26 protein-coding genes are annotated in these 25,699 nt (G+C 72.3%); 16 read left to right on the top strand and 10 right to left on the bottom strand.

The window, feature by feature from the left end:
• Positions 1–157 precede the first annotated feature (157 nt).
• Both AAT21_RS25970 and AAT21_RS25965 read left to right on the top strand, forming a co-directional pair.
• Positions 158–1,015 carry a helix-turn-helix domain-containing protein gene (locus AAT21_RS25970; protein ID WP_046779327.1) on the top strand — a complete coding sequence of 286 codons (858 nt, stop codon included), beginning with the start codon at positions 158–160 and terminating at the stop codon, positions 1,013–1,015.
• A gap of 9 nt (positions 1,016–1,024) precedes the next feature.
• Positions 1,025–1,774 (top strand): class I SAM-dependent methyltransferase, encoded by a 750-nt coding sequence (locus AAT21_RS25965; RefSeq protein WP_046779326.1) that lies wholly within the window; start codon positions 1,025–1,027, stop codon positions 1,772–1,774.
• Here the strand turns inward: AAT21_RS25965 and AAT21_RS25960 are convergent.
• Positions 1,771–2,304 carry a hypothetical protein gene (locus AAT21_RS25960; RefSeq protein ID WP_157879787.1) on the bottom strand — a complete coding sequence of 178 codons (534 nt, stop codon included), beginning with the start codon at positions 2,302–2,304 and terminating at the stop codon, positions 1,771–1,773. The genes AAT21_RS25965 and AAT21_RS25960 overlap by 4 nt on opposite strands.
• Positions 2,305–2,307: 3 nt before the next feature.
• Positions 2,308–2,955 (bottom strand): hypothetical protein, encoded by a 648-nt coding sequence (locus tag AAT21_RS37760; protein ID WP_046779324.1) that lies wholly within the window; start codon positions 2,953–2,955, stop codon positions 2,308–2,310.
• 144 nt (positions 2,956–3,099) lie between these two features.
• Here AAT21_RS37760 and AAT21_RS25950 point away from each other — a divergent pair, with 144 nt between their 5' ends.
• From AAT21_RS25950 to AAT21_RS25930, 4 genes are all read left to right on the top strand, one after another.
• Positions 3,100–3,447, top strand: coding sequence for a GntR family transcriptional regulator (locus AAT21_RS25950; RefSeq protein WP_046779323.1), 348 nt, complete (start codon positions 3,100–3,102; stop codon positions 3,445–3,447).
• A gap of 1,119 nt (positions 3,448–4,566) precedes the next feature.
• A complete protein-coding gene (locus AAT21_RS25940) occupies positions 4,567–6,432 on the top strand; it encodes an AMP-dependent synthetase/ligase (RefSeq protein WP_235439223.1) in 1,866 nt (621 codons plus the stop codon).
• A gap of 119 nt (positions 6,433–6,551) precedes the next feature.
• Complete coding sequence (locus tag AAT21_RS25935; protein ID WP_046779321.1) at positions 6,552–7,037, top strand: MarR family winged helix-turn-helix transcriptional regulator; 486 nt, start codon at positions 6,552–6,554, stop codon at positions 7,035–7,037.
• Positions 7,038–7,351: 314 nt separating this feature from the next.
• Entirely contained in the window at positions 7,352–8,719 is a 1,368-nt protein-coding gene (locus tag AAT21_RS25930; protein WP_046779320.1) for an MFS transporter, read from the top strand.
• A gap of 24 nt (positions 8,720–8,743) precedes the next feature.
• Here the strand turns inward: AAT21_RS25930 and AAT21_RS25925 are convergent, their stop codons facing one another.
• Positions 8,744–8,941: a hypothetical protein gene (locus tag AAT21_RS25925; RefSeq protein ID WP_046779319.1), complete on the bottom strand. Its 198-nt coding sequence runs from the start codon at positions 8,939–8,941 to the stop codon at positions 8,744–8,746.
• Positions 8,942–9,194: 253 nt separating this feature from the next.
• Between AAT21_RS25925 and AAT21_RS25920 the strand changes: the two genes are divergently transcribed.
• Positions 9,195–9,743, top strand: coding sequence for a hypothetical protein (locus AAT21_RS25920; protein WP_157879785.1), 549 nt, complete (start codon positions 9,195–9,197; stop codon positions 9,741–9,743).
• Between the two features lie 108 nt (positions 9,744–9,851).
• On the opposite strand, the gene AAT21_RS25915 is transcribed toward AAT21_RS25920, so the two are convergent.
• The gene (locus tag AAT21_RS25915) at positions 9,852–10,448 is read right to left on the bottom strand and encodes a dihydrofolate reductase family protein (RefSeq protein WP_046779318.1); all 597 of its coding nucleotides are present in this window, start codon (positions 10,446–10,448) and stop codon (positions 9,852–9,854) included.
• A gap of 462 nt (positions 10,449–10,910) precedes the next feature.
• Between AAT21_RS25915 and AAT21_RS37055 the strand changes: the two genes are divergently transcribed.
• Entirely contained in the window at positions 10,911–12,605 is a 1,695-nt protein-coding gene (locus AAT21_RS37055) for a lytic transglycosylase domain-containing protein (protein ID WP_107081380.1), read from the top strand.
• A 176-nt stretch (positions 12,606–12,781) separates the two neighbouring features.
• Here AAT21_RS37055 and AAT21_RS25905 read toward each other — a convergent pair whose 3' ends face one another.
• Positions 12,782–12,985 (bottom strand): cold-shock protein, encoded by a 204-nt coding sequence (locus AAT21_RS25905; protein WP_030012116.1) that lies wholly within the window; start codon positions 12,983–12,985, stop codon positions 12,782–12,784.
• A gap of 237 nt (positions 12,986–13,222) precedes the next feature.
• Between AAT21_RS25905 and AAT21_RS25900 the strand changes: the two genes are divergently transcribed.
• From AAT21_RS25900 to AAT21_RS25885, 4 genes are all read left to right on the top strand, one after another.
• A complete protein-coding gene (locus AAT21_RS25900; protein ID WP_046779317.1) occupies positions 13,223–14,086 on the top strand; it encodes a menaquinone biosynthetic enzyme MqnA/MqnD family protein in 864 nt (287 codons plus the stop codon).
• A gap of 215 nt (positions 14,087–14,301) precedes the next feature.
• Positions 14,302–16,095, top strand: coding sequence for a serine/threonine-protein kinase (locus tag AAT21_RS25895; RefSeq protein ID WP_046779316.1), 1,794 nt, complete (start codon positions 14,302–14,304; stop codon positions 16,093–16,095).
• 78 nt (positions 16,096–16,173) lie between these two features.
• Positions 16,174–17,373: a cyclic dehypoxanthinyl futalosine synthase gene (gene mqnC / locus AAT21_RS25890; RefSeq protein WP_030653412.1), complete on the top strand. Its 1,200-nt coding sequence runs from the start codon at positions 16,174–16,176 to the stop codon at positions 17,371–17,373.
• A gap of 14 nt (positions 17,374–17,387) precedes the next feature.
• On the top strand, positions 17,388–18,032 hold the full coding sequence (locus AAT21_RS25885) for an imidazolonepropionase-like domain-containing protein (protein WP_046779315.1): 645 nt from the start codon (positions 17,388–17,390) through the stop codon (positions 18,030–18,032).
• On the opposite strand, the gene AAT21_RS25880 is transcribed toward AAT21_RS25885, so the two are convergent.
• Positions 17,998–18,381, bottom strand: a complete 384-nt coding sequence (locus tag AAT21_RS25880; protein WP_046779314.1) for a response regulator transcription factor — start codon at positions 18,379–18,381, stop codon at positions 17,998–18,000. The two genes, AAT21_RS25885 and AAT21_RS25880, sit on opposite strands and share 35 nt — an antisense overlap.
• Before the next feature lie 50 nt (positions 18,382–18,431).
• Positions 18,432–19,337 (bottom strand): DUF3152 domain-containing protein, encoded by a 906-nt coding sequence (locus AAT21_RS25875; RefSeq protein WP_046779313.1) that lies wholly within the window; start codon positions 19,335–19,337, stop codon positions 18,432–18,434.
• 265 nt (positions 19,338–19,602) lie between these two features.
• On the opposite strand from AAT21_RS25875, the gene AAT21_RS25870 reads away from it, so the two are divergent.
• Positions 19,603–20,295 (top strand): demethylmenaquinone methyltransferase, encoded by a 693-nt coding sequence (locus tag AAT21_RS25870; RefSeq protein WP_046779312.1) that lies wholly within the window; start codon positions 19,603–19,605, stop codon positions 20,293–20,295.
• Between the two features lie 32 nt (positions 20,296–20,327).
• The gene (locus AAT21_RS25865; RefSeq protein ID WP_079025972.1) at positions 20,328–21,245 is read left to right on the top strand and encodes a glutaminase; all 918 of its coding nucleotides are present in this window, start codon (positions 20,328–20,330) and stop codon (positions 21,243–21,245) included.
• 60 nt (positions 21,246–21,305) lie between these two features.
• On the opposite strand, the gene AAT21_RS25860 is transcribed toward AAT21_RS25865, so the two are convergent.
• Positions 21,306–21,845 carry a GNAT family N-acetyltransferase gene (locus AAT21_RS25860; protein ID WP_046779310.1) on the bottom strand — a complete coding sequence of 180 codons (540 nt, stop codon included), beginning with the start codon at positions 21,843–21,845 and terminating at the stop codon, positions 21,306–21,308.
• Positions 21,846–21,942: 97 nt separating this feature from the next.
• Between AAT21_RS25860 and AAT21_RS25855 the strand changes: the two genes are divergently transcribed.
• Entirely contained in the window at positions 21,943–23,226 is a 1,284-nt protein-coding gene (locus tag AAT21_RS25855; protein ID WP_046779309.1) for a geranylgeranyl reductase family protein, read from the top strand.
• Positions 23,227–23,242: 16 nt separating this feature from the next.
• On the opposite strand, the gene AAT21_RS25850 is transcribed toward AAT21_RS25855, so the two are convergent.
• Both AAT21_RS25850 and AAT21_RS25845 read right to left on the bottom strand, forming a co-directional pair.
• A complete protein-coding gene (locus AAT21_RS25850) occupies positions 23,243–23,515 on the bottom strand; it encodes a hypothetical protein (RefSeq protein WP_046779308.1) in 273 nt (90 codons plus the stop codon).
• Between the two features lie 181 nt (positions 23,516–23,696).
• Positions 23,697–24,530, bottom strand: coding sequence for a C40 family peptidase (locus tag AAT21_RS25845; protein WP_046779307.1), 834 nt, complete (start codon positions 24,528–24,530; stop codon positions 23,697–23,699).
• Between the two features lie 801 nt (positions 24,531–25,331).
• Between AAT21_RS25845 and AAT21_RS25840 the strand changes: the two genes are divergently transcribed.
• Positions 25,332–25,691 (top strand): NADH-quinone oxidoreductase subunit A, encoded by a 360-nt coding sequence (locus AAT21_RS25840; protein ID WP_030010013.1) that lies wholly within the window; start codon positions 25,332–25,334, stop codon positions 25,689–25,691.
• The last annotated feature ends 8 nt before the right edge of the window (positions 25,692–25,699 follow it).

The raw sequence follows: 25,699 nt of genomic DNA, 5'->3' as shown, positions 1-25,699 counted from the left end.
CCGTCGCTCGGTCGGGTGAAAGGTGTCAACTGAGCTGGATTTCGGGTGGGTTGGCGGGCATATGCTCGCCGCGACAACCCCAGACATGAGACGGCCCCCGGTGGGACTGGCATCCCGGCCGAGGGCCTGACCAACAAGGAAGTAGCACCACTTCCCAATGGCTCCACAGCACCCTAGCGCGCCCTCGCGCGCCACGTCCCTCGTTCCCTCCGGCGCCGCCCGATCCGGTGTCATCCACGTCAACACGTGGCACGCGAGTCACTACACCGTGGTCGGCAACCACCTCCTCCAGCACCGCGAGCTGTCCGCGACGGCGATCGGCGTCGCGGCCTACATCCAGTCGCTGCCGGACGGCGCCCCCGTCGGCATCAAGGCCCTCGCCGGCCGCTTCCCGGAGGGCGAGGTGCGGATCGCCTCCGCCCTGCGGGAGCTGGAGCGGCACGGCTACCTGGAGCGGCGGCGCGAGCGGCTGGAGGGCGGGCGGGTGGTGACCCGTACGTACTCGTACAACAAGCCGGGCCCCGCCCCGGACGGCCCGCCCCCGCCTCAGCCGCCAGATCGGGAACCCGACCCGGACCCGGAGCCGACACCGGACCCCGAGCCGACACCGGAACCGGAGGCTGCGGCGGTCCCCGAAGCGCAGCCGCCGCACCCCGGGGCCGTCGAGCTGCTCGCCGGGCTGCGGCGGCTCGACCCGCGGCTGCTGCTGGCCGAACGCGACGTGCACCGCCTCTCGCCGCAGGTCTCGACCTGGCTGGAGCGCGGCATCCACCCCGATGACATCCGGTGGGCCCTGACGACGGACCTGCCCGAGGAAATGCGCCGCCCCGCGTCCGTCCTGGCGTACCGGCTGACCGCCCTGCTCCCGCCGCAGCTGCCGCCCGCCCCGCCGGCCCCGGCCGTTGCGAAACCCGCACGGCCGGACCCGCTCCAGAACTGCGACGGCTGCGACCGCGCCTTCCGTGCCCCGACCCCGGGTCGGTGCAGCGGCTGCCCGCCGGCCGTGGCTGCGTAGGGTGCGGAGATGGAACGCTTATCCGATCTGCCCGAGCCCGCGAACACTGCGAACGACTACGACGGCTTCGCCGAGGCGTACGCGGCGGAGAACGAGCACAGCCTCGTCAACGCCCACTACGAGCGGCCCGCGATGCTGGCCCTCGCCGGGGACGTGCGCGGCCGCCGGATCCTGGACGCCGGCTGCGGCTCGGGCCCCCTGGCCGCGGCACTGCGCGAGCGCGGTGCCGTCGTCACCGGCTTGGACGTCAGCGCCGCCATGCTGGCCCTGGCCGGGCGGCGGCTCGGGGAGGGCGTGCCGCTGCACCGCGTCGACCTGCGGGACCGACTGCCTTTCACCGATGGCGAGTTCGACGACGTGATCGCGTCGCTCGTCCTGCACTACCTGGAGGACTGGGGGTCGACCCTGGCCGAGCTGCGGCGCGTGCTGCGGCCCGGCGGGCGGCTGCTCGCCTCGGTGGACCACCCCTTCGTCGCCTACACCTTCCAGGAGCCCCGGCCCGACTACTTCGCGACCACCGACTACGCCTTCGAGTGGGTGATCGGCGGGCATTCCGCCCCGATGAGGTTCTGGCGCAAGCCGCTGCACGCGATGACCGAGGCCTTCACCACCGCCGGCTTCCGCCTCTCCACGATCGCCGAACCCCAGCCGGACCCGGCCGCCCGCGACCTGTTCCCCGACGCCTTCCGGGACCTCTCCCACAAGCCGACGTTCCTGTTCTTCGTCGTCGAGGCCCTGTCGGTGTCCGCCGGCCCTTAGCCCGCCCGGTCCAGCGTGACCTCGGCGCCGGTCGGAGCGGATCGCCACATCACGCCGAGGAGGGGTTCCTGGTCGATGAAGCGGAGTGTGGCCGCGAGCGCATCCGCCCTGGGCGTGCCGATGGCGGCGAAGTCGAAGCCGCTGTCGCCGCCCCCGTCGGCCAGTGGGCCCGCCCAGGGAGAGTCCTCGGCGAAGAACACTTCGAGCTCCACCTTCCAGTACTCGGGCTGCCAGTACGGATCGCTGCGGTCGCCGTGCTCGCTGACGGCCAGCAGTCGCCCGAGGGACAGCGCCAGCCGGTTGCCGTTCCAGTCCCGGACGCCCCACTCGACGATGAACCCGTCCCCGTCGTCCTCGGGTCCTGCGATCCCCTCGACCGGTACCTGCACGAATTCCGCGAAGGCGGCCCAGGCCGCCTCCATCGTGCAGGCATCCGCCGTGATGCCGTGCCGGGTCGCGATCTGCTCGAACACTGCGGCGCTGGACCGCCACGGTACGGACATTCCGGCCACGTATTCGCGCACTGGCACCGGTCAGTCCTCCAGGAGGTCCAGCTCGGCGTCGGTGAAGCGGGCGCCGCACGCGTCCTCGGTGGCCATCATCGTGGCCATGTCCAGCACTCCCGCGACGTGGCGGGCGTGGAGGGTCCATTCCTGCTTCTTGTACTGGGCCATGACCATCGAGCTCTTGCCGACCGGCACCTCCTCGACGGGGCGGAACTCCTTCCAGCCCCGCTCCACCAGACCGGCGAGGGCGGCGTAGAACTGCTTGCGCGCCTCCGCGGGGTCCTGCGCGGAGTCCGGGCCGTTCGACAGTGACCAGCCGACACTGCACTCCGCCATCCGCGCCACCACCTCGTCCCGGGCCCGCTCCCTGTCGGTGGTCGGTAGGTCGGCAGGGTCGGGCGAGGCCGGGCGTGTAGGGGTCAGGGGCGTCGTCTTCCCGGGGAGGCCGGCGGCCTCGGTGGCCGCGGCCAGGTCGGCCCGTACGGCTTCCTTGCCGAAGGCCGTCGGGGCGGCGGCAGGGGCAGGGGTGGGGGCGGCAGGGGCGGCGGGTGTCGCGGCGCCCGCCCGTACGGCGTCGCCGCCACCGCATCCGGCGACGAGTATCGCGCCGACGACGGCTGCCGCGGCCCGGGCGGCCCGGGCGGCCCGCCCCGGTCTGGTCATGGTGGTGCGCATGCGGTGTCTCTTCCTCCGTGATCGGTCGCAGGAGTTTCGCACGGCATCGCCGCAGCTCGCGGCGCAATATCGCCCCCGCCCAACCCGGCCCGAGGCGAAGACCGTTGAACAGATGAGAGCGATGGTGCTAGCTTCAATGGCACCATGCTGCTGAGGCTGAACATCGCGGATCACCGCCCCCTGCACGAACAGGTCGCCGCGGCCGTGCGGCGGGCCATCGCCGAGGGCGAGTGCGCGCCCGGGGACCGGCTGCCGCCCGCGCGGGACCTCTCGCAGGCGCTGGGCGTCAACACCAACACCGTCCTGCGCGGCCTGCGGGCCCTGCGCGACGAGGGGTTGCTGGAGTTCCGGCGCGGGCGCGGGGTGACCGTGGCCGGTGGCGCGGACCGCCGCTCCGAGCTGCTGGAGCGCGTACGCGAACTGGTGGCGGACGGAGCCCGCCTGGGCTACGGGAAGGCCGATCTCATCGAGATGATCAGGGAGTTGCCGTGAACGGTGGCAGGGGTTGGGGATTAGCCGGCTGGGCGGCCGGGATACCGGTGGTGCTGGTCGCGCTGCCGCTGGCGGCGCGCGGACGGCTGCCCGACCGGATGGCCACGCACTGGGGCGGCCCGTCCGGCGCGCCCGACGGAGCCTCGTCGTTCGCGGGCGCGGTGGTTTTCCCGGTGGCGGTGTGGGCCGTACTGGTCCTCGGGGTCGCGGCGTTCGCCGCCGCCCGGGCCTGGGCGGCGACCGCGCTGCTGCCCGGCGGTGTGGCCCTGGCCGGTGCGCAGGCGGTGGTCGTACGGGCCAACCTGGACCAGGTGGACTGGCGCCGGGCCGACCTGCCGGATGTGTGGGTCGCGGCGGCGGTGTGCGCCGCGGTCGTGGCGGCCGCCGCGACCGGGTGGTTCGTCGATCGGCGGGCGGGGGTGCCGGGCGCCGGCCGCCCGTCGGCCCGCGGCCCCGTCATGGACGTTCCCGCCGGNGGCGGGCGGGGGTGCCGGGCGCCGGCCGCCCGTCGGCCCGCGGCCCCGTCATGGACGTTCCCGCCGGTGAGCGGCTCGTATGGCTCGCGCGGACGTCGAACCCGTGGCTCCGGCTGACCGCGGCCGTGCTGGGCGCCGCCGCTGCCGTCGGCGCGGTCGCCGGGGCGGGCGGCCTGGTGGACGGGCCGGTGTGGTTCGTGGGGCCGCTCGCCTTCGCCGCCCTCGCGGTCCTCGCGTGCTCCTCCGTACGGGCACGCGTCACGGGGGAGGGCCTGGAGGTCGCGTTCGGCCCGCTCGGATGGCCCGTACGGCGCTGGCCGGCGGCCGTGGTGGAGTCGGCCCGGGTGGAGGAGCGCCGGCCGGCGCAGGTCGGCGGCTGGGGCTACCGGCTGAGCGGTCTCGGCACGACGGTGATGCTGCGCGCCGGCGAGTGCCTGGTCGTCCGTGCGGGCGGCAAGGACTTCGCGGTGAGCGTCGACGACGCGGCCCGCGGAGCGGCCCTCCTCAATTCCCTCGCGCGGTGCGGTGGCGGCGGTGGCCGCGTGGAGCGTCGGTGAAGAAGGGCTCCGAGGGCTGGTCGGACGGGGTTTCCCCTCCGTAAATTACCGGCGGTAACACTCGTGTGAGCCGAGGAGGGTGCGCCGTGGAAGCGGAGCCGAAGCTGGTGGAGCCCGTCCGGACGGTCGTCGACGGAGTGGTGCGCGAGGTACGGGTGCCCGCGCTCGCCCCGGTCCCCACGCACGGCTCCCTCGGGGACATCCCCTTCGACAACGCCGCACAGGCCCCGGACGAGGCCGTACTCGCCCGCAAGGACGCCGACGGGACCTGGCACGACGTCACGGCCGCCGAGTTCGCGGCCGAGGTCCTCGCCGTCGCCAGGGGCCTGATCGCCGAAGGGCTGCGCGAGGGCGACCGGCTCGCCATCATGGCCCGTACGACCTACGAGTGGACCCTGCTCGACTTCGCCGGATGGGCGGCCGGGCTGGTGACCGTACCGATCTACCCCACCTCTTCCGCCCTCCAGGCGCGCTGGATCATCCAGGACTCCGGCGCCGTGGCCTGCGCCGTCGAGGACACCGCGCAGGCCCGCATCATCAGCGCCGAGCGGGCGAACCTGCCGTGGCTGGCCCACCTGTGGGAGTTCGACACGGGCGCGATCGGCCGGCTGGTGAAGGCGGGGGAGCGCATCCCCGATGCCCTCGTGCACGCGCGGCGGGGCAACCGGACCCCCGATTCCGTCGCGACCCTCATCTACACCTCGGGCACCACCGGCCGGCCCAAGGGCTGCGTCATCACCCACGCCAACTTCTTCGCCGAGGTCGACAACTCCATCGAGCTGCTGCACCCCGTCTTCAGATCGGTCAGCAAGGACCCGGCCTCGACGCTGCTCTTCCTGCCGCTCAGCCACGTCTTCGGCCGGATGGTCGCGGTCGGCTGCCTGCGGGCCCGCGTCAAGCTCGGGCACGCGCCCAGCATCCGTACCGAGGACCTTCTCGCCGACCTCGCCGGCTTCCGCCCGACCTTCCTGCTGGCCATCCCCTACGTCCTGGAGAGGGTCTACAACACCGCCCGCGCCACCGCCGAGAAGATGGGCCGCGCCTCCTCCTTCGACCGGGCCGCCCGCATCGCGCGCCGGTTCGGCGAGAGCATCGAGGGCAAGGCGCCCGGGCCGATGCTGCGTGCCGCGCGGGCGCTCTACGACCCGCTCGTCTACCGGCGGATCCGGACCGCGCTCGGCGGCCGCGTCCGCTACATCCTGAGCGGCGGATCACCGCTGGGGCGCAGACTCGCCGCCTTCTACACGGGCGCCGGCATCGAGGTCTTCGAGGGTTACGGGCTCACGGAGACGACCGGCGCCAGCACCGTGACCCCGCCGCTGCGGCCCCGGCTCGGCACGGTGGGCTGGCCGCTGCCGGGCACGGCGGTGCGGATCGCGCCGGACGGGGAGGTGCTGCTGGGCGGCCGGCACGTCTTCGCGGGCTACTGGAACAGCGGGCAGGCCCTCCCGTCCGGCAGCTGGCTGGCCACCGGGGACATCGGGGAGCTCGACGCGGACGGGTACCTCACCATCACCGGCCGCAAGAAGGACCTGATCATCACCTCCGGCGGCAAGAACGTGGCCCCGGCGCCGCTGGAGGACTGGCTGCGGGCGCACCCGCTGGTCGGACAGTGCATGGTGGTCGGCGACAACCGCCCGTACATCGCCGCGCTGATCACCCTGGAGCCGGACGGGCTGTGGCACTGGCGCCAGATGCGCAAGAAGCAGAACGTGCCGATGCGGGAACTGGTGCGGGACGAGGAACTGCTCGCCGACCTCCAGCGGGCCGTCGACGACGCGAACCAGCTGGTGTCGCGGGCCGAGTCGATCCGCCGGTTCGCCGTCCTGCCGGGCGACTTCACCGAGGCGCGCGGCCATCTGACCCCGTCGCTGAAGCTCAGGCGGGGCGCGATCGCGCGCGACTACGCCGACCGCATCGACGAGCTGTACCGGGGGCCGCGCGAGGGGTGAGGGTGCGGGTCGGTCGTGGTGCGGGTCGGTCGTGGTGCGGGTCGGTCGTGTGGCGGGTCGTGCGAGTCGTCCGTTTGCCGATAATCCGCGACGGATCGAATGCCGTTACGCTGGCGGACATGACGGCCATGGCACCCAAGCGCACCGAACCGGACCTGTCCTTCCTCCTGGATCACACCAGTCACGTGCTGCGCACCCTGATGAGCGCGCAGCTCGCCGAGATCGGACTCACCCCGCGCATGCACTGCGTACTGGTGCACGCCCTGGAGGAGGAGCGCACCCAGGCGCAGCTCGCCGAGATCGGGGACATGGACAAGACCACGATGGTGGTCACCGTCGACGCGCTGGAGAAGGCCGGTCTGGCCGAGCGCCGGCCGTCCAGCACCGACCGGCGGGCGCGGATCATCGCGGTGACCGAGGCGGGGGCGAAGGTCGCGCAGCAGAGCCGGAAGATCGTCGACGGCGTCCACGCCGGTGCGCTGGACTCGCTGCCCGCGGAGGAGCGCGAGGTGCTGCTGCGCGCGCTGAACCGGCTGGTCACCGGGCATCTGGAGACCCCGGTCGAGGGGCCGCGGCCGGCGCGGAGGGCGCGGCAGAAGGGGTGACGACGCGACGGGCGCAAGGCTCGGGTCCGTAGTAGATAGTCTGCAACAAAACTATCTGCTACGGTCTTTCCTGTTGGCTCCCGACGACAGGAGAGACCGCCGTGTCCGTGTCCGTTCCCCCGTCTGTGTCCCCGACTGCGTCCGTGCCCGTGTCCGTGCCTGAGGCCGCCGCTTCCGCATCTGCAGCCACGCAGACCCCCGCGGTCGCGTCTGCGGCTGCGCCGAGAGTCGAGCCTGCCCAAGCCGTCACTTCGGCTGCGGCCCCGGCAGCCACCCGCTCCCGTCGGCTCGCGCTCGGCGTACTGGCGACCGGGATGCTCATGACGGTCCTCGACGGCAGCATCGTCACCGTCGCCATGCCGGCCATCCAGAGCGACCTCGGCTTCACCCCGGCCGGGCTGAGCTGGGTCGTCAACGCCTACCTCATCGCCTTCGGCTCCCTGCTCCTGCTCGCCGGCCGCCTCGGCGACCTGATCGGCCGCAAGCGGATGTTCCTCGCCGGGACCGGGCTCTTCACCGCCGCGTCGCTGCTGGCAGGCGCCGCCGCGTCCCCCGGGGTCCTGATCGCCGCCCGATTCCTTCAGGGCATCGGCAGCGCGATGGCCTCGGCCGTCAGCCTCGGCATCCTGGTCACGCTCTTCGCCGAGCCCCGCGAGCGGGCCAAGGCCATCGCGGTGTTCAGCTTCACCGGCGCGGCCGGCGCCTCGATCGGCCAGGTCCTCGGCGGCGTCCTCACCGACGCGCTCGCCTGGAACTGGATCTTCCTGATCAACCTGCCCATCGGCATCGCGGCCGTCCTCGTCGCCCTCCCCACCCTGCCCGGCGACCGCGGCCTCGGTCTGAAGGCCGGCGCGGACACGCTCGGCGCACTGCTCGTCACCTCCGGACTGATGCTCGGGATCTACACCGTCGTCGGGATCGACCAGTACGGAGCGACCTCGGCCCACACGCTCGGCCTCGGCGCCCTCTCCCTCGCCCTGCTCGCCGGATTCCTCGTCCGCCAGGCCACCGCGCAGAGCCCGCTCATGCCCCTGCGGATCTTCCGCTCGCGCAGCGTCACCGGCGCCAACCTGGTCCAGATGCTGATGGTCGCCGCCCTCTTCTCCTTCCAGATCCTCGTCGCGCTCTACATGCAGAACGTGCTCGGCTACGGAGCGGCCCGTACCGGCCTCGCGATGCTCCCGGCCGCGGCCGTCATCGGCGTGGTCTCCCTGACCGTCTCGGCCCGCCTCAATGCCCGCTTCGGCGAACGCAGGGTCCTCCTGACCGGCATCGTCCTGCTGATCGGCGTACTGGGTCTGCTGACCCGGATCCCCGGCGGCGCGGGGGAGGCGGACTACGTCACCGACCTGCTGCCCGTGATGCTCCTCGCCGCCGGATTCGGCCTCGCCCTGCCCGCCCTGACCTCGCTGGGCATGTCCGGTGCGAAGGAGGAGGACGCGGGACTGGCCTCCGGCCTCTTCAACACCACCCAGCAGATCGGTATGGCCCTCGGCGTCGCGGTCCTCTCCACCCTCGCCGCCTCCCGCACCGAGTCCCTCGCCGCCGCCGGCCGCCCCGTCTCCGAGGCCCTGACCGGCGGCTACCACCTGTCCTTCGCGGTCGGCGCGGCCCTCCTCGTCACCGCCCTGGCCGTTGCGGCCACCGTCCTGCGCCGCCCGTCCCGTACCCCCGCGCCCTGACACGCCGGCGGCCCCGCCGCCGCATCAGGCGGCGTCGGCCCGGTGGCTGCGCGGCAACGCCCGCACGGGACGCTCGGGCGCGCCCCGGGCGGCGGGCCGCATGGGGACGAGCGTGCCGGTGGCCGCGCGCTCCCCGGAGCCCTTGATCGCGCCGGGCGCCACGCGCAGGGCTCCCACGGCGATGGCCGCCTTGAGCAGGGCGAGACGGTGGATGCTGGTCATGACGTACTCCTCGGTGCTGCGGGTGAGCGGTGTCCCCGGCCGACCGGTCTGAACGGCCCGGACCTCGTACGACCATTGCGCCCCGCCACCCCCACCCGGTCACGCCACGGCATCTCGGGTCTTGACGCCCCGAAGCGGGGGCGTGTACGAGGCCACGCGCGGGGCGGGGGCGGCGGCCCGCGGAAACGGCGGGCCGGTGGTGCGTTACGGCTTCGCCTTGCGGGTATCGGGCTGCACGGGAGAGGGGGCCGGTGTGCGCGCTGTTGTGCGGGGGTTGGGGCGGGGTGTGGCCGGGGTCGGGGTGGTCGTCACGTTGGCGGCGGCCGGGTGGCTGATGTGGGTGCTGCCCGGACCGCAGATGGGGGCCGTGCTCGGTTTTGGGCCCGTCGACGGGGTCTTCAGGGTCCACCGCTGCTACGAGGCCACCGACGCGGAGGGCTATACGACCGGTACCGACTGCACCGGCTGGTACACCCCGCGCCGGTCCGGCGAGGCGGCGCGCGAGATCGTGCTGGCCACGGCCGCCGACGAGTACCGGCCCGGCGCCCGGGTGGAGGTGCGGACGGCCAGGGGCCGGGCGTACGAGCTGTCGGGGGGCGCCGTGTTCAACTTCGGCGCGGCCGCCGGTCTCCTGCTCGTACCGTTCCTGACGCTCGCGGCCTGGCTGTTCGCCTGCGCGCGCACCGGCACCGTGGCGAACGGCGACGGGTACTTTCTCGCGTCCCTGGCCGGTCTGTTCGCCGCCATCGTGCTGGCGGCGGTGGCCGGCCTCCTGGCCGGGATCGGGAACGCCCTGTTCTGACGGAGCGCACCACCCTGATCCGACGGGCCGCACGGCCGGCTCCCGCCGACCGGCCCGGCCGTGCGGCCTGCCCGCGGTCCCGTCGGCGGGGTGCGGCTCCGGTCGCGGCTAGGCCTTGGCGGCCGGGCGGTAGGTGCACACGTGCACGCCCGCCGGGCTGATGGCCGTGGCGGTCAGTTCGAGGGTGTGCAGGCCGCCGTCCTCCGGGAAGATCGACTTTCCGCCGCCCAGCAGCACCGGCATGATCATGAGCCGGAGTTCGTCGACGAGGCCCTCGCTCAGCAGGGTGCGTACGAGGGTGGGGCTCCCCATGACCACCAGGTCGCCGCCGTCACCGTCACGCAGCTCACGGATGCGGGCGACGGCCTTGGCGCCGTCGATGCGCGTGGTGTTGTTCCAGGTCAGTTCGTCGTCGCCGAGGGTGTCGGACACGACGTACTTCGGGAGGGCGTTCATCCGGTCGGCGAACGGGTCGCCGGCCCGCTCGGGCCACGCTGCGGCCATGTTCTGCCAGGTGCGGCGCCCGTACAGCAGTGCGTCGGCCTTCTCCAGCGCCTCGGTGAAGGAGCCGCCGACGACCTCCGGGTCGAAGAAGGGGTGGGTCCAGCCGCCGTGGGCGAAGTCGCCGTCGTTGTCCTCGCCCTGGCCGCCCGGGGCCTGCACGACGCCGTCGAGGCTGATGAATTCGGTGATGACGATGCGCATGGGATGCGCTCCTCTGCTGTCCGGGTCGGTCGGTCGGCCGATTCGTTGGTCGGTTCGTTGACCGGTTCGTTGACCGGTGTGTCGGTGTGTACGCAGCTAAGACCGGCGGGCCCGGCAAAATGCATCGGTCCCGCCGGTTCTTCCCGAGTGATCCGGGTCACATTTCGGCGGGGTGGCCGGGCGGGCCGTGGCCGGCAGCGATGGCCAGCGTGACCGCCCTCGCGTTCGGTTGTCCTGAACGTGCGGGATCTGGCTGGAATCAGGTGGTCTTCGGGCCATTTCGGACGGAGAGTTGACACCGTTGTCCGTTCTGTCATCAGACCCCGGTGAAGTCGAGACGAATGGTGCGTCACATCTGCCGGGGGGACGGCGAGTCGGGTCGGAATACCTGATAGACAGTGGATATTCACGGCCGGACCGGCCGCATACCCTTGAACGGCTCCTTGGGGGGATCGCCGCACTGTGAAGCCGCTTCACCGCCACATCGTCAACACCTCGCGCAAGGTCCTGTGCACGGCCGCGCTCGCGGCCAGCCTGACCACTGCCGCGGTCGTGTCCACTCCGTCGACCGCGGATGCGGGAGAGTCCGAACCGACCCCGGACAGCCCGCAGGCCACCGACCGCGGTGACGCCCGGCTCGACCTGCCGGACATCGTCGCCGACCCGCCGCCCGCCGCGGGGACGGGAACGGGCGCGCAGGAGGGCGCCAGCGGTATACCCGCGACCGCCCTCGACGCCTACCACCGCGCCGAGGTGTCCGTGGCCGCCGCGCTGCCCAACTGCAAGCTGCCCTGGCAGCTGCTCGCGGGCATCGGCCGGGTCGAGTCGGTCCACGCCTCCGGCTACGGGCTCAAGGCCGACGGCTCCACCGAGAAGCCGATCCGCGGCCCGCGCCTCGACGGCAACGGCTTCGCCGAGATCCGCGACACCGACCGGGGCGAGTTCGACGCCGACGTGGTCTACGACCGCGCCGTCGGCCCGATGCAGTTCATCCCCTCGACCTGGGCCACCTGGGGCGCCGACGGCAACGGCGACGCCAAGCGGGACCCGAACAACATCTACGACGCCGCGCTGGGCGCCGGCCTCTACCTGTGCGGCGGCGACCGGAACCTCTCCGTGGCCGCCGAGCTCGACAAGGCGATCCTCAGCTACAACAACTCCCGCGAGTACGTGAACACCGTGCTCGGCTACATGCGCCAGTACCAGCAGGGCGCCACCGAGGTGGCCAACCCGCCGGTCGGGAACTACCCGCCCGCGCAGCCGGGCACCCTGCCCACGCCGCGTCCGGCGCAGAACCCGGTCACGCCGACGCCGACCCCCAAGCCGACGCCGACGCCGACGCCGACTCCCAAGCCGACGCCCACCCCGACGCCCACGCCCACCCCGACCCCGACTCCGACCCCGGAGAAGCCGGCCCCGCACCTGGCCGAGCTGACGGTGCTGGACGGTCCGGGCCTCACCGCCGAGGCGGGCGCGGCCTTCACGGTGGTCCCGCGGGTCAAGCTGCTCCTCAGCGACGGCAAGCCCGCCGCCGGCCGGGAAGTGATCTTCGCGGTCGAGGAGGACACCACCGGTACGCCCGGCACCCTCTTCGGGACGGCGAAGTCCCTGGTGGTCAAGACGGGCGCCGACGGCATCGCCGCCGCCCCCGGCCTGAAGGCGGGCGCCGCGGCGGGCACCTTCACCCTGCGCGCCTCGGCCTACGACACCACGAGCCGGCTCACGGTGAACTTCGCGGGCAAGGTCACGGCCCCGGCCGCCGACCTGCTCGCCCGCCCCACGGGCTCCAAGCCCCCGACGGCGGTCGCCGGTACGAGCATCAAGGGCGTCGAGGTCCTGGCCACGGCCAAGGGCAAGGCCGTCGCGGTGTCCGGTGTCGTCGCAGGCTTCGGCCAGGAGAAGGAGGACGGCACGTGGGTGCCGGCCGACCCGGCGACCGCGAAGGGCCCGTACTTCAAGGACGCGGCCGGTAAGAAGGTCTTCAGCCTCACCCTGGCGGCGACCGCTGCCGACGGCCGGATCGTCCTGCCGGAGCTCCACACGGACGCGGACCTCGCCCCGGGCACCTACCAGCTCCGTCTGGTCACCCCGGACGACGTGACCCTGGTCATCGACATCGAGATCACCGCCCCGGCCCCGGCCACCGCCCCGAAGTAACACCGGCCGTACCACGCCTCTGGGCCCGCACCGTGCACACGGTGCGGGCCCAGAGGCGTTTCGGTCCCCCCACCCCGGAGGGGAAAGGCAGGAGCCCCGCCGCTCTGCTCGCGCAGGGGTGACGGGGCTCCTTGGGTACTGCTTTTCCAACCCGCGATTGAGGTTGGCCCAGGCGACTAGGCCGGGGTGACGTTCTCCGCCTGCGGGCCCTTCGGACCCTGCGTGACGTCGAAGTTCACCGTCTGGTTCTCCTCGAGGGAGCGGAAGCCAGAGGCGTTGATCGCGGAGTAGTGGACGAAGACATCCGGGCCGCCGCCGTCCTGGGCGATGAAGCCGAAGCCCTTTTCAGCGTTGAACCACTTCACGGTTCCGGTAGCCATGAGCCCTCCTATGGGCCAAAGGGTCGCCCTGCTCCAGAACCTGCTAAGAAGTCTGAAAACTACAAAAGCCTGCGGGTCACATTCTCCGCAGGCCTCGTACTGCAAGGGAAACCAAACTGCAACTTGCGTCGAGCCTAGCACGCACCCTGCGGCGGAGACCAGAGGGAAAGATCACGTCACCCGGACGTTTGAGACCCGCCGCAAGGCTGACGCAGACCGTGGGACTAGTCTCGCGATGTGGACGTCTACCGCAGCCGGCCCCGCGTCGGCCACATTCAGTTCCTGAACTGCCTGCCCCTCTACTGGGGGCTCGCCAGAACCGGCACGCTGCTGGACCTGGAGCTGACCAAGGACACCCCCGAGAAGCTCAGCCAGCGGCTCGTCGAGGGGGAGCTGGACATCGCCCCGATCACCCTCGTCGAATTCCTCCGCAACGCCGACCGGCTCGTCGCCTTCCCCGATCTCGCGGTCGGCTGCGACGGTCCCGTGATGTCCTGCGTGATCGTCTCGCAGGTCCCGCTGGAGCAGCTCGACGGAGCCCGCGTCGCCCTCGGATCGACCTCCCGTACGTCCGTACGCCTGGCCCAGCTGCTGCTTTCCGAGCAGTACGGCGTACGCCCCGACTACTACACCTGCCCGCCCGACCTGGGCGTGATGATGCAGGAGGCCGACGCCGCCGTGCTGATCGGCGACGCCGCGCTGCGGGCCTCCCTCCACGACGCGCCCCGGCTCGGACTGACCGTCCACGACCTGGGGCACATGTGGAAGGAGTGGACCGGACTGCCTTTCGTCTTCGCCGTCTGGGCCGCCCGCAAGGACTACCTCGCCCGCGAGCCCGCCGTCGTGCAGAAGGTCCACGAGGCCTTCCTCGCCTCCCGTGACCTGTCCCTCGAAGAGGTCACCAAGGTCGCCGAACAGGCGGCCCGCTGGGAGGCCTTCGACGCGGAGCTGCTGGAGCGGTACTTCACGACGCTCGACTTCCGCTTCGGACCCGATCAGCTCGCCGGTGTACGGGAATTCGCCCGCCGAACCGGACCCACGACGGGGTATCCCGCGGATGTGTCCGTGGAGCTGCTGAGTGCGATGGTCCAGGAGTGCTGACCGGCTTTACCGCCGGTTGATCCGAAGTGCCCGGCAGCTGAATGCCCGGTTTCCCGGGAATTCCCGTCCTTTCCGCATTCCTCCACCGGCACGGGGAAATGCAAAAGAGTGACGCCCCGCCCCTCTCCCCGGCATGATCGGCAAGGCACCCCCTAGGCTGCTGCTCGGCCGGGGTGTCACAAGACGCCCGGGATCACGGGGAATTGGGGGACGGGATGCATCCGCTCGAAGCCGGTGAGCCGCGCACCATCGGCGCGTACCGGTTGCTCGGCCGGCTCGGCGCGGGCGGCATGGGCCGTGTCTACCTGGGCCGCAGTGCGGGCGGCCGGACCGTCGCCGTCAAGATCGTGCACCCGCACTTCGCCTCCGACGAGGAGTTCCGGACCCGCTTCCGCCGCGAGGTCGAGGCGGCCCGGCGGGTCGGCGGCGAGTGGACCGCCCCGGTGCTGGACGCGGACCCGGAGGCCCCGGTCCCATGGGTGGCCACCGGATACGTGGCGGGCCCCTCCCTGGACCGCGCGCTCGCCGCGCACGGGCCGCTCCCCGAGCCCTCGGTTCGGGCCATCGGCGCGGGGCTGGCACGCGCCCTGGTGGCCGTGCACGGCCTGGGCCTGGTCCACCGGGACGTGAAACCGTCGAACGTGATGCTCACCCTCGACGGGCCGCGGCTGATCGACTTCGGGATCGCGCGGGCCACGGACGGCACCGCCTCGCTGACCTCCACCGGCGTCTCCGTCGGCTCGCCCGGCTACATGTCGCCCGAGCAGATCCTCGGCAAGGGGATCACCGGGGCCGCGGACGTGTTCTCGCTCGGCGCGGTGCTGGCCTTCGCGGCGACCGGCCGGCCGCCCTTCAGCGGGGACAACTCGGCCACGCTCCTCTACAAGGTGGTCCACGAGCCGCCCGAGCTCGGCGAGCTCCCGGCCGGTGACCTCCGCGACCTGATCGAGGCCTGCCTGGCCAAGACGGCCGCCGACCGGCCCGCCCCCGATGCGGTCGCCGATGCCCTCGGCGGGGCCCTCGGTGCTCCCGGCTGGCTCCCCGCCCCGCTGGTCGAGGCGGCCAGCCGGGCCGCGGTGGCCCTGCTCGACCTGGACGCCGAGTCCTCCGAGGACCCCGCGGACGCCGGCCCGGCCCCGGCCGGGGCCTCTGCCGGAATCGCAGCCGCAGCCGGAGTCGCCGGCCCGGCCGTCCCGGAGGCCGCCTCCGGCCCGGTGCCGTTCACCGCCGGGACGTACACCCCCGCGGGCCCGGGCGCCGGCTTCGGGGCGCCGGACCCCTCGTACGGGGGCCAGGGCGCGGGCTCCCCGTACGCACTCCCGGCCGCGGGCCCGTACGGCAGCCCCACCGAGACCGCCGGCGCGGCCCCCGGGGCGGGCGCGGTGCCGCCGCCGCGGACCGCCGCCGGCGGGCGGCAGGTCAGCGTCAGCGCCGCCGGGCGCCGGTTCAGCTGCACCCTCGTGCTGGCCGCCGCGGCCGTCCTGGCGGTGCTGTCCGGCGGGATCTACTTCCTGGAACTGCTGCCCGGGCAGGGCGGCGAGCGGCGTGACGCGGCCGGCGCCGGCGCGCACCCCTCCGCCTCCTCGCCGGCCCCGGGCGCCTCGGCCCCGGAGCCGAAGGCGAGCCCCGCGTCGCCCGCGGCCGGGACCCGTACCGACGTCCCCCAGGGGCTCATCGGCACGTGGAAGGGCACCGTCACCACCAACGCGCGCCTGACCACCGAGTTCGAGATCACCATCAAGGCGGGCCGGGTCGGTGAGATCGTCGGCCGCGACAAGTCGATCATCCCCGTCCTCGGCACCGACTGCGGCGGGGACTGGAGGCTCGTCTCGGCGACGGACCGCACCCTGGTCCTGGACACCTCCGCCGGTCCCAACCCGGCGCCCGGCCTGTGCTCCAACGGCTCCACGAACGAGCGCTTCACCCTCAACGAGAACGGGACCCTGCACTACAAGTCGGGTGACTCCCCGGCCGGAAACCCCGAAGGCGACCTCACCCGCAGCCCCTGAAATCCGCCGCCGGGCCCTGGCGTAGGCTGGATCGGTCCGGACCTTGAACACAGACACACCGCCGAAAGGTGACTCCCGGTGACCGACCAGGCCGTTCTCCAGTCTGTCCTCGACCGCGCCGCCGCGGGGGGCCGGATCACCAAGGAAGAGGCGCTCGACCTCTACCGCCACGCGCCGCTGCACGCGCTGGGGCAGGCGGCCGACGCGGTGCGCCGCCGCCGCTACGCCGGTACCGAGCACATCGCGACGTACATCATCGAGCGGAACATCAACTACACGAACGTGTGCGTCACGGCGTGCAAGTTCTGCGCCTTCTACGCGGCCCCCAAAGACACGAAGAAGGGCTGGTCCCGCGACCTCGACGACATCCTGCGCCGCTGCGCGGAGACCGTCGAGCTCGGCGGCACGCAGATCATGTTCCAGGGCGGGCACCACCCGGACTACGGCGTCGAGTACTACGAGCACCACTTCTCCGCCATCAAGAAGGACTTCCCGCAGCTGGTCATCCACTCCCTCGGCGCGTCCGAGGTCGAGCACATGGCCCGGATCTCCGGCGTCTCCGCCGAGGAGGCCATCCGGCGGATCCACGCCGCCGGCCTCGACTCCTTCGCGGGCGCCGGCGCCGAGCTGCTGCCGGCCCGGCCGCGCAAGGCGATCGCCCCGCTCAAGGAGTCCGGCGAGCGCTGGCTGGAGATCATGGAGATCGCCCACAAGCTGGGTGTGGAGTCCACCTCCACCATGCTGATGGGCACCGGCGAGACCAACGCCGAGCGCATCGAGCACATCGCGATGATCCGGGACACGCAGGACCGCACGGGCGGCTTCCGCGCCTTCATCCCGTACACCTACCAGCCCGAGAACAACCACCTCAAGGGCCGGACCCAGGCGACGATCTTCGAGTACCTGCGCATGATCGCGATCGCGCGCCTGTTCCTCGACAACATCGCCCACATCCAGGGCTCCTGGCTGACCGTCGGCAAGGAGGCGGGCCAGCTCTCGCTGCACTACGGCGCGGACGACCTCGGCTCGATCATGCTGGAGGAGAACGTCGTCTCCTCGGCCGGCGCCAAGCACCGCTCCAACCGCCAGGAGATCATCGACCTGATCCGCAAGGCGGGCCGTACGCCGGCGCAGCGCGCGACGACGTACGAGCACCTCCTGGTGCACGACGACCCGGCGAACGACCCGGCCGACGACCGCGTCGTCTCGCACATCTCCTCCACCGCCATCGAGGGCGGCACCGCGCACCCCGAGCTGAAGCTCATCTCCGCGAACTGACGCGTGGCGACACGATGCTGACGCTGCACGCCGCCGAACTCCTCGTCACCGGACCGGGATCCGCGCCGCTGGAAGGCGGTGCGGTCCTCGTCGAGGGGGACCGGATCGCCCGGGTGGGTCCGTACGAGGAGCTCGGCGCGGCCCATTCGCACGCCCGGGTCCGCCGCTGGCCCGGGGTGCTCACCCCGGGGCTGCTGGTGCGCGGGGCGGACGAGCTGCTGGAGCGGACGTACTACCCGGACGACCCGTACGAGGTCACGGAGCTCGGCGCGGACCCGATCAGCGGCGCGGAGGCGCTGGACGCCCTGAAGATGACCGAGGCGCGGTGGGGCAACAGCGCACGGCGCGGCACGCAGCGGCTGCTGGCCCGCGGGGTGGTGGCGGTGTGCGGCCGCTTCACGGTCGCGGCGGTGCGCACGGCGCTGTCCCGGTCGGGCCTGACGATCCTGCCGCCGGCGCCCTACGAGGGGCGGCCGGCCCTGGATCCGTTCGCGGGCCGGGCGTCGGCGGCGGAGGCCTTCCACGGGGTGCTGGAGCCGGGCGCGGCGGCGCGCTTCGCGGTGTTCGCGGTGGCGGACGAGGCCGAGCTGCTGGCGCGGGGCGCGACCACGTGCGTGGCCACGGTCATCGGGGGACGGCTGCTGCACCGCCGCCGCTGAGCGGGTCGGCGCGGGGCCCGTCGGCGGCGGGTGCCTGCTCGCGGGGCGGGAGGCCGGCCGGTCTGCTGCCCTCCCGGGCGAGGGCGGCCAGCAGACAGGCCTGGAGGCGGCTGATCCCGCCGAGCTTGGCCCGTATGTTCACGACGTGGAACTTGACCGTGCTGACGGACAGTTGGAGTTCCCCGGCGAGTTCCCGGTTGGAGGCGCCGGTGGCCAGGCACAGGAACACCGCGGACTCCTGCTCGGTCAGCAGCGCTTCGAAGGACCGGTTTCCGTGCTGCGCGGGCGGCCCGTCCGGCTCCTCGTACGAGGGGAACCACGATGGGACGCTGAAGCTGACGACGCGCACGGTTCCACTCCTCGACCCCCCGGGCGGCCCCTCCGTCGGCCGTCCTTTCCCTAGAGGACGGACGGACCCGACAGATAGGTTCCGTTCGCGTCGAACGGCCAGGCATTGGAGGTGCATCCGTCCAGGCCCTTGATCTGCTGCATCATCGCAGGGGCGGGCTTTCCGGGGCCCGGGCAGCCCTCGTGGCCGCGGCCGATCTCGTGCCCGACCTCGTGGTTGACGATCAGCGCCCGGTACTCCTCCACGGAACCGCGGAACTGCGGCGAACCCTCCTTCCAGCGCTTGAGGTTCACCACCACGGTGTGCCCGACCCGGCAGTTGGTCTCCCCGATGAGCTCCGGGGTGACCACGTCGCACAGCAGGTCGGTGGTCTTGGGCGAGGCGATCTTGACGGTGAAGTCCACCGGCTGGCCCGCTCCCACGAGCTGGAAGCCGTACCGCGGGTCCTTGGTCCAGCCGCGGGGATCGCCGAGGATCGCCTCGACGGAGCGGGCGGCCGCCTCCGGGTCGACCCCGCTGCCGTCCTCGACCTCCAGCCGCCAGCGCCGGGTCGTCCCCTTGCCCTGCACGCCGCCGGAGCCGGTCGAGCCGGCGAAGGTGCCGGGCTTGCCCGGCGTCGCGGGAGCGCCGGTGGACGGCGAGGGCGAGGCGGGCTGCGGCGAGGGCGCGGCGGGGGACGGCTTGGCCTCGGGGGACTTCGCGCCGCCCTGCGGGAGCGGGTTCCCCGCGGCGTCGGTGCCCTCCCCGTCCGGTGCGTCGGTCCGGGAGGCGGTGCGGCCCTTGGCTGCGGTGGTGCTCTCGTCCTCGGGGAGCAGCGCGTAGGCGGTCGCCGAGACGGCGACGAGGGCCGCCGAGCCGATGAGGATCGTGCGCCGCAGCCGCCTGCGCCGCGCGGCCCGGCGCCTGGCGCGCGGGCCGTCACGGCGGGAACGACCGGTGGAATGGCCTGCCGGCATCGTGAAGCTTCCTGTTCGTGGCGGCCACTGCCGGACCCGCCCACGGTTGCGGTTCTGATCCGGTGGGTGACCCTCACCGGGCCGCACCCTGGCAGTCAACGCGCATGCGACGTAGCAGCGTAACTGTCCTTCGGACCAGTTCTACGGTCGGGTACGGGGCCGGTACGGCGCGGTACGGCGGAGCCCGCGCCGCCCGGGCGGGTGTGGCCTGAGAGGATGGGGACGTACCCGCCGATCCGCATCGCAACACGAGGGGCGAACGCCAGTGACAAGGGCATCCCTGGACAAGCAGCCGCACGAAGTCGCCTCCATGTTCGACAGGGTCGCGGCGAACTACGACCTGACCAACGACGTCCTCTCGCTCGGCCAGGACCGGGTGTGGCGCAAGGAGGTCGCCAGGGCGGTCGACGCGCGCCCCGGACAGAAGGTCCTCGACCTGGCCGCCGGTACGGCGACGTCCTCGCTGCCCTTCGCTGCGACGGGCGCGTACGTGGTCCCGTGCGACTTCTCCCTGGGCATGCTCATGGAGGGCAAGAAGCGCAACGCCTGGCTTCCGCTGACCGCGGGCGACGCGACGAGGCTGCCGTTCAAGGACGACGTCTTCGACACGGTGACGATCTCCTTCGGCCTGCGCAACGTCCAGGACACCGACGCGGCGCTGCGCGAGCTGTACCGGGTGACCAAGCCCGGCGGGCAGGTCGTGATCTGCGAGTTCTCGCAGCCCACCTGGGCGCCGCTGCGGACCGTCTACACCGAGTACCTGATGCGGGCGCTGCCGCCCGTCGCCCGCGCCGTGTCGTCCAACCCCGACGCGTACGTGTACCTGGCCGAGTCCATCCGTGAATGGCCCGACCAGCCGGCGCTGGCCGCCCTGCTGCAGAAGGCCGGCTGGTCCAAGGTCGCCTGGCGCAACCTCAGCGGCGGCATCGTCGCGCTGCACAGAGGAACCAAGGACTGACCGCCGTGCCCCACGCCCTGCCGCCCGACGCCGTGTCCACGGACTACAAGCCCCTGCTGGAGCGGATCGCCGCCGACATCGCCCCGCTGCTGGGCAGCGGCACGCCCGCGGAGTACATCCCGGCGCTCGCCGCCGTGGACCCGGGGCAGTTCGGGATGGCGATCGCCGATCTCGACGGGAACGTCTTCGGGGTGGGGGACTGGCAGGTGCCCTTCTCCGCCCAGTCGATCACCAAGGTCTTCGCGCTGGCGCTGGCCCTGGCCGAGGGGGGCGACAGCCTGTGGGAGCGGGTCGGCCGGGAGCCCTCGGGCAATCCGTTCAACTCGCTCGTGCAGCTGGAGTACGAGAACGGCATTCCGCGCAATCCGTTCATCAACGCGGGCGCCCTCGTGGTCACCGACCGGCTCCAGACGCTGACGGGCGACGCGAGCAGCGAAGTGCTGGAGTTCCTGCGGCAGGAGAGCCAGAACCCGGACATAGGGTTCGACGCCGAGGTGGCCGCGTCCGAGCAGGGCCACGGGGACCGCAACGCGGCCCTGGCCCACTTCATGGCCTCGTACGGGAACATCGACAACCCGGTGCCGGCGCTGCTGGAGCACTACTTCTGGCAGTGCTCGATCGAGATGAGCTGCGCCGACCTGGCGCGCGCCGGACGGTTCCTGGCCCGGCACGGGCTGCGCGCCGACGGCTCGCGGCTGCTGACGCGCAGCGAGGCCAAGCAGGTCAACGCGGTGATGATGACCTGCGGGACCTACGACGCGGCGGGCGAGTTCGCCTACCGCGTCGGGCTGCCCGGCAAGAGCGGGGTGGGCGGCGGGATCGTCGCCGTCGTCCCGGGCCGGTGCACGCTCGCCGTGTGGAGCCCGGGCCTGGACGCCCGCGGGAACTCGGTCGCGGGCGTCGCGGCGCTGGACCGCTTCACGACCCTGACGGGCCTGTCCGTGTTCTAGTGCTGTGACCCGGTGAACCTTTCCGGTCACAGCACTACGCCCTGCCGGGGGACCCCCTGGTCACCCGGCGGACGCGTCCCGGAGGGCGAGCGTGTAGCGGCGGGCCGGGTTGCCGCCCGGGGTGGTGAACTCCTCGGCCAGGGTCATCCCCAGCCGCTCCGCCACGGCCACGGAACGGGCGTTGCCGGCGTGGATCATCGCCACCACCCGCTCGATCCCGGCCTCGCGGGCCCGCTCCAGGGTGGCCAGCGCCGCGGCGTACGCGTAGCCGCGGCCCCAGGCCGCCCGCCCGAGCCGCCAGCCGATCTCGATCTCCCCGACCGGGCCCCACGCCTTGTCCGCCGGCCACGGCTGCGCCCCGGTGAAGCCGATCACCTCGCCGTCGCCGTCCAGCAGCGTCCACAGGCAGAGGCCGAGCTGTGCGTCGTGCATGCGCTGGCGCGCGGTGAACTCCTCGTACTCCGACAGCTCGGCCGGGCCTCCGAGGAACTCCATGACATCGGCGTCGTTGAAGACACGGTGCCAGGCGTGCGCGTCCTCGTCGGTGGGCACGCGCAGCCGCACCGCGGGGAGCGGCGGCCGGGTCGGCGAAGTCGTCATCGGGGCAGCCCTTCGGATCGCGATCACTCTCGCTGCATAGACTGCACGTGTCCGGTGCCGCCTGGCACCCTTTATCGAGCCTTCGGGAGACCCCGCAGTGACCGAGCTCCTCTCCGAACACTCCGCGGACGTGATCGTCGTCGGGGCCGGGCCCGCCGGCTCGACCACCGCCTACTACCTCGCCAAGGCCGGATTGGACGTCCTGCTGCTGGAGAAGACGGCGTTCCCGCGCGAGAAGGTGTGCGGCGACGGCCTGACTCCGCGCGCCACCAAGCAGCTGGTGGCGATGGGCGTCGACATCTCCGAAGAGGCCGGCTGGCTCCGTAACAAGGGCCTGAGGATCATCGGCGGCGGACAGCGGCTCCAGCTGGACTGGCCGGAACTCGCCTCCTACCCGGAATACGGACTCGTCCGCAAGCGCGACGACTTCGACGAGATCCTGGCCCGCCAGGCGCAGAAGGCCGGCGCCCGGCTGTACGAGCGCTGCAATGTCGGCGAGCCGGTCCGTGACGCCCGCACCGGCCGGATCACCGGCGTGCAGGCGAAGCTGGGCGAGGAGAAGACCCCGGTCACCTTCCACGCTCCGCTGGTCGTCGCGGCCGACGGCAACTCCTCGCGGCTGTCCCTGGCCATGGGCCTGCACCGGCGCGAGGACCGCCCGATGGGCGTCGCGGTGCGTACGTACTTCACCTCGCCGCGGCACGACGACGACTACCTGGAGTCCTGGCTGGAGCTGTGGGACCGGCGCGGTCCGCAGGACCGGCTGCTGCCCGGCTACGGCTGGATCTTCGGCATGGGCGACGGCACGTCCAACGTCGGCCTCGGCATCCTCAACTCCTCCTCCGCCTTCAAGGAGCTGGACTGGCGCGAGGTCCTCAAGGCCTGGTGCGCCTCGATGCCGGAGGACTGGGGCTACACCCCGGAGAACATGACGCAGCCGATCCGCGGTGCGGCGCTGCCGATGGCCTTCAACCGGCAGCCGCACTACACCAAGGGCCTGCTGCTGGTCGGTGACGCGGGCGGCCTCGTCAACCCGTTCAACGGCGAGGGCATCGCCTACGCCATGGAGTCGGGCCAGATCGCGGCCGACGTCATCGTGCAGGCTCAGGCCCGGTCCACCCCGGCGCAGCGCGAGCTGGCGCTGCACAACTACCCGAAGGTGCTCAAGGAGACCTACGGCGGCTACTACACGCTGGGCCGCGCCTTCGTGAAGCTGATCGGCAACCCGAAGGTCATGAAGGTCGCCACGCAGCGCGGTCTCACGCACCCGCTGCTGATGAAGTTCACGCTGAAGATGCTGGCCAACCTGACCGACCCGGCGGGCGGCGACGCGATGGACCGCATCATCAACGGCCTCTCGAAGGTGGCCCCGAAGGCCTGAGGCCGGCGGAGGGCGCTCACGATGGACTGCGGTCCCCGGTCCCCGGGTGTTCGGGGCCGGGGCCGCCGTGCACGCTGCGCACGCACCGGGCCAGCAGGACCAGCCCGCACACCAGCAGGGCGCCCGATGCGGTCCAGCCGGCCGTGAGGAGGAGGGCGGGTCCCGGCTTCTGCCAGGGGCGGAGGGTGTTCAGCAGCAGGCCCCCGACGGCGAGGAGCCCGAGGCCGACGGCGGCCCGGACCGCGGTGGGGTCGCCGGCCTCGTGGTGCTCGTGCGGCTGTGTGCCCACGGGACCACCACCTCCAGGGTCTGCGCTCGGGGCCTGCCCCGCTATCTTCGCAGGGACCGGAACGCCGCGTACCGGCGCCCACGACAACGGCCGCAGGGCCGGTACTCCGCCCCCGAGCGGGGGAGTACCGGCCCTACGGCCGTGTCTGCTGCCGTGGCCTGAGCGGGGCTCAGGAGCGGGCTCAGAGGACGCGGACGGCGCCCGTCGGCTTGTCGTAGCTCAGGCTGCGCTCGACGATGCCCGTGCTGGGGTTCTGCGCGCCGACGAACTTGCCGCCGCCGACGTAGATGGCGACGTGGTACGCGCTGCCCTTGGAACCCCAGTAGAGGATGTCGCCCGGCTGAAGGGCGTTCAGGGAGACGGACGTACCGGCCGTGGACTGCGCCTGGGACATGCGCGGCAGGGTGATGCCGGCCTGGCGGTAGGCGGCCTGGACGAGGCCGGAGCAGTCGAAGGAGGACGGGCCGGTGCCACCCATCACGTAGGCCTTGCCGACCTGCGCGCGGGCGAAGTTGACGATGGCGGCGGCGGAGCCGGTGGCCGGGGCCGTCACGGTGCCGGTGCCCTGGGGGGCCTTGGCGGCGGCGGTGGAGGTGCTCTTCAGCGAGGTGCGCTCGGAGTCGCGGGTGGCGCGCTCGGCCTCGGCCTTGCGGTCGGCCTCCTCCTTCGCCTTCTTCTCCGCGGCCTTCTGAGCCGTCTCCTTGGCCTGCTTCGCCTCGGCGGCGGCGCCGGTGCGGGCGCTCTCCTCCTGGGCGGTCAGTTCGCCTTCCACGGCGGCCAGACGGGTGTTCTCGGCGGCCGTGGTGACCGCGGAGGAGACCTCGGCGGCCAGGTCCAGGTTCAGGACCGGCATTTCGAGCGTCGTCTCGGCCACGGGCTCGGACGGGGACGCGCTCGCGGTGCCGGCCATGGCCAGGGTGCTGAGGACGCCACCGGCAACTCCGGCGCGGACCGCGAGCTTCGAGGCGCTGCGGCGGGGCTTCCGGTGGCTGGGTATGTGAGCGGTGTGGGACATGAGAACAACCGCTATCAGGGCGCCAGGGGTCCCTTCAAGAAACGTGGGGTGCGCCACAGTTGCGCGTGAAGGGCGCGAACCGGGCGCGTCACGCTTCTTATTGACGCCCTAACGGGCGAAACGGACACGCCTTCACAAGGCTGTGATCATGGGGTTTCAGAATTAAGTCCGAATTGATCCACGGACTACCATCCCTCCGTACAGATGGCCAAGCCCGCTTTCGGAACGCCTGGTTCAGAGTGGCGCAGGTCACAGGAGGATCACGCCATGCGGACGCTGTGGCCGGTCCGTGACCTTCCTGTGAAGCGGGCCCCTCGCGCGCCGCCGGGAAGTTCGTGAACGGATGCACGCACTCGGAGCCCCGCCCTGCCCTCGTATGCCCCGCGTCCACCTCCGTACACGCGGGCCCCCCGACCGGGCGACACGGATCCCCTTACCATCCCCATCGCATCCAGGCCAATTTGCCTGCAACTGCCAACGTTTGATAGAGCAGCGCGCCGTTCACCTGCGGGAACGGGCTCGAATGTCACCTTTGGTGATCATGCGGATGCTTCGCGTATGAAGATCACCACTCATCGGACTTCATGATCGTTCGTCAGGTGGTGGAGATCACAAACTCCGTGTTGTTACCCGTGTCGCAGATCACAGACGAGCAGGCATAAGATGCGCAGCAGTCCGGCTTGTGAACTGCCTCACATGTGCACGATCTTCGCGAGGCGGGGCACGCCCCCCGCTCCCACTGGGAGGGGTCCCGGCCGGCGGCGGTCCAACGGTCAAGGACGACTGGAAGGAGCGAGGAGCGTGAATGCGTACGCGCCCATCCTCGTGCTCGGCGCCCTCGGCGCAGGGTTTGCGATCTTCTCCGTGGTCATGGCCACGCTGATCGGTCCAAAACGGTACAACCGGGCGAAGCTCGAAGCCTACGAGTGCGGCATCGAGCCGACACCGATGCCGGCCGGCGGCGGCCGCTTCCCCATCAAGTACTACCTGACGGCGATGCTCTTCATCGTCTTCGACATCGAGGTTGTCTTCCTCTACCCCTGGGCCGTCACCTTCGACTCCCTGGGGATCTTCGGGCTCGTCGAGATGCTGCTCTTCGTGCTCACCGTCTTCGTCGCCTACGCCTACGTCTGGCGCCGCGGCGGCCTGGAATGGGACTGAGGGGCTGA

It is taken from the genome of Streptomyces yangpuensis, assembly GCF_001005295.1.
Classification (GTDB): Bacteria; Actinomycetota; Actinomycetes; order Streptomycetales; family Streptomycetaceae; genus Streptomyces; species Streptomyces yangpuensis.
The sequence above is the reverse complement of the archived record's forward strand: the minus strand, read 5'-3'. Positions and strand labels throughout refer to the sequence as shown.

What these genes read in the sequence shown, in the direction of transcription:
- AAT21_RS25860 (WP_046779310.1), bottom strand. Translation starts at nt 21,845, where the DNA reads ATGACGACTTCGCCGACCCGGCCGCCGCTCCCCGCGGTGCGGCTGCGC.
- AAT21_RS25925 (WP_046779319.1), bottom strand. Translation starts at nt 8,941, where the DNA reads ATGACCAGCATCCACCGTCTCGCCCTGCTCAAGGCGGCCATCGCCGTG.
- AAT21_RS25930 (WP_046779320.1), top strand. Translation starts at nt 7,352, where the DNA reads ATGCTCATGACGGTCCTCGACGGCAGCATCGTCACCGTCGCCATGCCG.
- AAT21_RS25950 (WP_046779323.1), top strand. Translation starts at nt 3,100, where the DNA reads ATGCTGCTGAGGCTGAACATCGCGGATCACCGCCCCCTGCACGAACAG.
- AAT21_RS25885 (WP_046779315.1), top strand. Translation starts at nt 17,388, where the DNA reads ATGCTGACGCTGCACGCCGCCGAACTCCTCGTCACCGGACCGGGATCC.
- AAT21_RS37760 (WP_046779324.1), bottom strand. Translation starts at nt 2,955, where the DNA reads ATGCGCACCACCATGACCAGACCGGGGCGGGCCGCCCGGGCCGCCCGG.
- AAT21_RS25970 (WP_046779327.1), top strand. Translation starts at nt 158, where the DNA reads ATGGCTCCACAGCACCCTAGCGCGCCCTCGCGCGCCACGTCCCTCGTT.
- AAT21_RS25845 (WP_046779307.1), bottom strand. Translation starts at nt 24,530, where the DNA reads ATGTCCCACACCGCTCACATACCCAGCCACCGGAAGCCCCGCCGCAGC.
- AAT21_RS25935 (WP_046779321.1), top strand. Translation starts at nt 6,552, where the DNA reads ATGACGGCCATGGCACCCAAGCGCACCGAACCGGACCTGTCCTTCCTC.
- AAT21_RS25905 (WP_030012116.1), bottom strand. Translation starts at nt 12,985, where the DNA reads ATGGCTACCGGAACCGTGAAGTGGTTCAACGCTGAAAAGGGCTTCGGC.
- AAT21_RS25915 (WP_046779318.1), bottom strand. Translation starts at nt 10,448, where the DNA reads ATGCGCATCGTCATCACCGAATTCATCAGCCTCGACGGCGTCGTGCAG.
- AAT21_RS25895 (WP_046779316.1), top strand. Translation starts at nt 14,302, where the DNA reads ATGCATCCGCTCGAAGCCGGTGAGCCGCGCACCATCGGCGCGTACCGG.
- AAT21_RS25965 (WP_046779326.1), top strand. Translation starts at nt 1,025, where the DNA reads ATGGAACGCTTATCCGATCTGCCCGAGCCCGCGAACACTGCGAACGAC.
- AAT21_RS25875 (WP_046779313.1), bottom strand. Translation starts at nt 19,337, where the DNA reads ATGCCGGCAGGCCATTCCACCGGTCGTTCCCGCCGTGACGGCCCGCGC.